Origin of the sequence: Blautia intestinihominis (assembly GCF_040096655.1) — a bacterium.
In the GTDB taxonomy this organism is placed as follows: Bacteria; Bacillota; Clostridia; order Lachnospirales; family Lachnospiraceae; genus Blautia_A; species Blautia_A intestinihominis.
In genome coordinates, this window is sequence record NZ_JBBMEI010000174.1 from 1 (window position 1) to 1,625 (window position 1,625).

Annotated in this window: 2 protein-coding genes; both read left to right on the top strand. The window is 42.6% G+C overall.

Annotation, left to right across the window (positions count from 1 at the left end; translation table 11 throughout):
* Positions 1 to 554 (top strand): VapE domain-containing protein (locus WMO75_RS19500; protein WP_349078842.1); only part of this gene is annotated, 554 nt, incomplete at its 5' end.
* 261 nt (positions 555 to 815) lie between these two features.
* The coding region (locus WMO75_RS19505; protein WP_349078844.1) for a transposase at positions 816 to 1,625 on the top strand (810 nt) is incomplete at its 3' end.

Sequence of the window (1,625 nt, forward strand, 5' to 3'; positions counted from 1 at the left end):
CCAATGCCCTTGACTTCCTGCCCCTTGACCGTTCCGGCAACCGCCGCTTTATCCCCGTCATGGTGTACCCGGAGCAAGCCGAGGTTCACATTTTGGAGGGCGAAGCTGCTTCCAGAGCCTATATCGGGCAGATGTGGGCGGAAGCGATGGAGATTTACCGAAGCGGCAGGTTCAAGCTGGCTTTCAGCCCCGCCATGCAGCGGTATCTCAAAGAACACCAGCGGGATTTTATGCCGGAGGACACCAAAGCCGGGATGATACAGGCGTATCTTGATAAGTACACCGGGAGCATGGTCTGCTCCAAGCAGCTCTACAAGGAAGCCTTGAACCATGCCTTTGACGAACCGAAGCAATGGGAAATCCGGGAAATCAACGAGATTATGAACCAGTGCATTGACCGCTGGCGGTACTTTCAGAACCCCAGAATGTTTTCCGAATATGGCAGACAAAAGGGCTGGGAGCGTGAAGACCCGGCAACGGACTTATGCAACCCGTCTGAAAAAACAATGGACGGTTTTGTGGAAGTCACAGAACAGATGGAGCTTCCATTCTGAAAATGACAGCCTGTTGCACCCCCTGTTGCTATCCCGTTGCCGAGTCGGTTGCCGGGGAAAACCCCTTATTTCCGCAATGTCATTAAGTTAGTATGACGCATAAAGATCTCTATATCTGAAATGGTATAGGGGTCTTTTTATTTTTCGAAAACAGTTGACATTTATATTAATGTGTGCGGCCGATTTCGCTACGGATTGATAATAAAGGCAGCGAAATCGGCCCTTGTAATTAAGAAAAACTTAATTACAGGGAGGTATCATATGAAACCGAAACACATTAAAAAAGTTTTGATGTCAGAAATCAATAAAGTTGCAAACAATCCGAAGGACTATTGCTTTCATCCTGATACGGACTTTACCCGAAAACGGAAAATTTCTATGAAAGCAATGTTAACAGGAATTATCGGTATGGGAAGCGGCAGTCTTACAAATGAATTAATAGACTTTTTTCACGCTTCCCCTCAAATGCCCACACCATCTGCTTTTTTACAGCAGAGAAGTAAGATTAAGCCTGAAGCTTTCCGTTCCATATTTGACGGCTTTAACGAAACAATTACGAAAGGTTTTTCAGAAAAGATGCCTATATTTGCTGTTGACGGTTCAGACATTCAAATTGCTACAAACCCTGGGGATACTGGATCATATTATCCTGGAAGCAACGGACAAAAAGGATATAATCTTTTACATTTAAATGCACTGTATGAGATTGATTATCATATTTATGCAGATTCAATTATCCAGAAAAGCAAAAATTGTAATGAACATAAGGCTCTTCAGGAAATGGTTGATCGATCGACCATACCAGAAGCTCTTATTATAGCAGACCGGGGTTATGAATCTTATAATAGTATGGCACATATTCAGGAAAAGGGCTGGTACTTCTTGATACGTATTAAAGATGGACATGGAAGTATAAAAAGCAACCTGGAACTTCCAAAAGAAAAGCTTTTTGATCTGAAGATAAATCTTAACATTACAAGGAAACAGTCAAAAGAAGTAAAGGAACTGCTAAAGGATAAGAACCATTATCGGTATCTTCCTTCCAATGTGAATTTCGACTATTTACCTGCA